Genomic DNA, 3485 nt, shown 5'->3' with positions numbered 1-3485 from the left:
ATCGTGAGGCTTTCAGCTGTTGTTGCGGCGAGTTCACTCGCTCAGCCAACCAGATCCCGGATCCACGCCGGAGCCCCAGCCTTGATCAACCCTCCCCCAGTCTTTTTTGGGGGAGGGTGGGCCGGTGGTGCCGGCCCGGGTGGGGGCCGCCCTGGACTCCGCCCTCGCACCCAACGATCCGCCCCGTGCTGGTGAAGTCCCCCCGTCTGTTTGGGGGGACTTTCCGTTGTTGTTGCCGCGAATTCATTCGCTCAGGCGAGCCTGGGTAGCCCCTCAACCGGAGCGGGCGGGCCGCCTTCCGGCGACCCGCCCGCTCTCGTCCGTCCAGCTTCTACCCGTCCGATGCGATCAGACCGCGTCGGAAAGCGAGGTGAAGGTGAAGTCGCGCGCCTTGACGGCGGGCACCAGCACCGATCCGCCGTCCCCGTCTTCCGACGACGTCACCCGCACCGGCGGGCTCATCATGTCGATGTTGTTCAGCAGGAAGATGGGTGACTCGTTCCAGCGCAGGTTCTTGACCGCGCTGGTGATGCGGCCGTTCTCGACCAGGAACGTGCCGTCGCGGGTGAGGCCCGTGTACAGGATCGTCCGCGGATCCACCGGACGGATGTACCACAGGCGCGTCACCAGCAGCCCGCGCTCTGTGCTGCGGATCATCTCCTCGATGGACGAGTTGCCGCCCGACATGGCGTACGCGCCGGGGAAGCCTGTGGGCTGCCGGTTGTTCTTCTGCGCCCAGAAGCGCCCGTACACCAGGTCCTTCAGAACGCCGTTCTCCACCCAGGTGGTGCGGTTGTTCGGCAGCCCCTCGCCGGTGAACGGCGCAGAAGCCGTGCGCGGATCGGCCGGGTCGCTGATGATGCTCACCCGCTCGTCCAGGAACTTTTCGCCGATCTTGTTGCCGCCGCCCTGCTTGCTGAAGAACGACCGGCCCTCGTCGGCGCCGCGGGCGTTCATGCCGAACACCATCAGGTTCACCAGGTTGGCGACCGCCGTGGGCTCCAGAATGACCGTCCACTCGCCCGGCTCCACCGCCTTGGGATTGCGCGAAAGCTCCGCCTTGCGGATGGCGCGCTCGCCCAGCTCGGCGATGTTCATGCGGCTCCAGTCGTTCTCGCCGCCGCCCGCCCAGCCGCTGCCCGTGCCGTCCGGGGTGCGCACCGTGGTGGTGAAGCTGCTCCCCGTGCCGCGGGCGTAGGCGAACAGCCCCTTCTTGGTGGCCACCGCCTGCGACCCCGTGAAGTGCGTGAGGAAGCCGGTGGAAAGCATTCCCTGGCGCGCGGCCGGCTCGGCTACCTGCCGCACCGCCGCGGCGCGCTGCGCGGGGGTCATCTGCGCCGTGCTTTCAAAGTACGGCTCCACGCGGGCGTACTGCTGCGGGCCCAGTTCGCCCAGGTACTCCGGGTCTTCCGGAACCAGGCGCGCCAGCCGCTCGGAGGTCTGCACCACCGCGCGCAGCCCCTCGTCGTCCAGGCGGTTGGTGGTGGCCGACGCCACCTTCTTGCCGTACGCGCTGCTGACGGTAATGGAGGCGTCGTACGCGTCGCCCGACGTGCTCACCTGGTTCATGGCGAAGCGCGTGTTGCCGGTGGTCTGGCTGTTCAGGTTGACGCGCGCCTCGTCGGCGGTGCTGTACGAAAGGATCTTCTGCGCGAGCGCCTCGGCATCGGCGCGCGACAGGTAGCGGGGTTCGGCCATGCTCAAGCCCTCCGACCGGTGTTGATGACGTTGACTCCGCGAAAGCGCGCCGCCGGCGAGCCGTGCGAAACCGCGTTGACCTGGCTGGGCTGTCCCTTGCCGTCAAAGAAGGAACCGCCCACGAAGTACGTGCTCTGCCCGCCGATGAGGTCCATGCTGTTCCAGAACTCCGGCGTGCGCATCTGGTAGGCGACGTCCTTGAGGTCGCCCACGATGCGCCCGTTCCGGATTTCCTTGTACACCTGGCCGCCGAACTGGGCGTTGTAGCGCTGCTGGTCGATGCTGAACGAGCCGTCGCCGTCAATCAGGATGCCGTTCTCCACCCCGGAGATCAGCTCCTCCAGCGGAACGTCGCGGTCCGGGTGCGGCAGCAGGTTCACGTTGGGCATGCGCTGGAACTGCACGGCGTCCCAGCTCTGCGCGTAGCTGTTGCCGTGGCTGCGCACCGGCTTGCCGGACTGCGCGTACCAGTCGGCCAGCCACGGCGCCTGCTCGCGCGTGGTCTGCAGGTCGTTCAGCACGCCGTTCTTGATGATCAGGTACTCGTCGGGCTTTACGCCCTCGTCGTCCCAGCCAATGCTGGACAGGCCGCCCGGGGAGCTGCGCTCGCCCTGGATGTTCATGAAGTTCTGCCCGTAGCGGAACTTGCCCAGGAAGTCCTGGATGGGGTTGATGAACGAGGTGCCCGCGTAGTTGGCCTCGAACCCCATGATGCGGTCCAGCTCGGTGGGGTGGGCGATGCTTTCGTGGATGGTGAGCCACAGGTGCGTGGGCAGCAGCACCAGGTCGTAGCGGCCCGGCTCCACCGCCTTGGCGGACAGCTTGCGCACCGCCTCCTCGGCCCAGCGCCCGGCGTTGCCGGGGAAGTCGGCGTTGCGCACGTGCTCGTAGCCCAGCCCGCGCGGGGCCACGTCGGTGCTGTTGCGGCTCTGGAAGTCGCCCCCGCCCGCCGCCACGGCGGTAATGTTCATCTGCGGGAACGACCGGTACAGCGTCTGCTCGATGTACGATCCGTCGGTGGACGCAAAGGTCTTGTCCAGCTTCAGAAAGAACATCACCGAGTTCACGAAGCGCGCGCCGTTCACCTTGAGCGCCTCGGCGTTGGCCCGCAGCAGCAGGTCGACCTTTTCTTCGATGGGAACGCTGAAGGGGTCGGTCTGGATGGGCGACGTCCACTTGGCGTCGCGCACCGGCTCGGTGGGGGCGAGCTGCACCGGGCGCTGGCGGGCGGCGGCGTTGGCCTGCGCCTGCGCCACGGCCTGGCGGGCCACGCGCACCACTTCGTCGGGGGTGGTTTCGCGGCTGGCGGCAAAGCCCCAGGCGCCGTTGGCCATCACCCGCACCCCGAAGCCGAAGCTGTCGGCGTCGTTGAAGAAGGTGATCTGCCGCTCGCGCGTTCCCAGCGCCTGCGAGCGCTCGCCGGACATGCGGAAGTCGGCGTAGCTGGCCCCCGCGCTGCGGGCGGCGTCCAGCGCGCGCATGGCCAGGTCGCGGCTCACCGCCGGGTCCATCGGCTCGCGCGGGGCCGCGGCCGCCGCAAACCTGGGCAGGACCGCCGATCTCACGCCCAGCGCGGCACCCGCCGCCGCGCTGTGCAGGAGAAACTCTCTGCGCTTCATGGGTTCTCCGTCATGGAGGGGTGGTTGAGGGAGGAGCAAGGTAGAACGAGCGTTCGTACGCCGCAACGGCGCTCCGGCGCGCGGGTTGCGGTTCCTGCCGGGCCATGAACGGCTCCCGATTTCACGCCGCGGTGGTGGGCGCCGGCCCCGCGGGGCTGGCCGCCGCCC

At 68.7% G+C, this 3485-nt stretch carries 2 protein-coding genes; both read right to left on the bottom strand.

Going from position 1 to position 3485, the window contains the following annotated elements; all coding sequences use genetic code 11:
* Positions 1-348: 348 nt before the first annotated feature.
* A complete protein-coding gene (locus VF665_RS10905) occupies positions 349-1698 on the bottom strand; it encodes a TldD/PmbA family protein (protein ID WP_331053459.1) in 1350 nt (449 codons plus the stop codon).
* 2 nt (positions 1699-1700) lie between these two features.
* Positions 1701-3317 carry a TldD/PmbA family protein gene (locus tag VF665_RS10900; protein WP_331053458.1) on the bottom strand — a complete coding sequence of 539 codons (1617 nt, stop codon included), beginning with the start codon at positions 3315-3317 and terminating at the stop codon, positions 1701-1703.
* Positions 3318-3485 lie beyond the last annotated feature (168 nt).

Source organism: Longimicrobium sp. (assembly GCF_036387355.1).
Taxonomy (GTDB): domain Bacteria; phylum Gemmatimonadota; class Gemmatimonadetes; order Longimicrobiales; family Longimicrobiaceae; genus Longimicrobium.
Note: the sequence above shows the minus strand (reverse complement) of the source record. Positions and strands in the feature narration are given on the sequence as shown.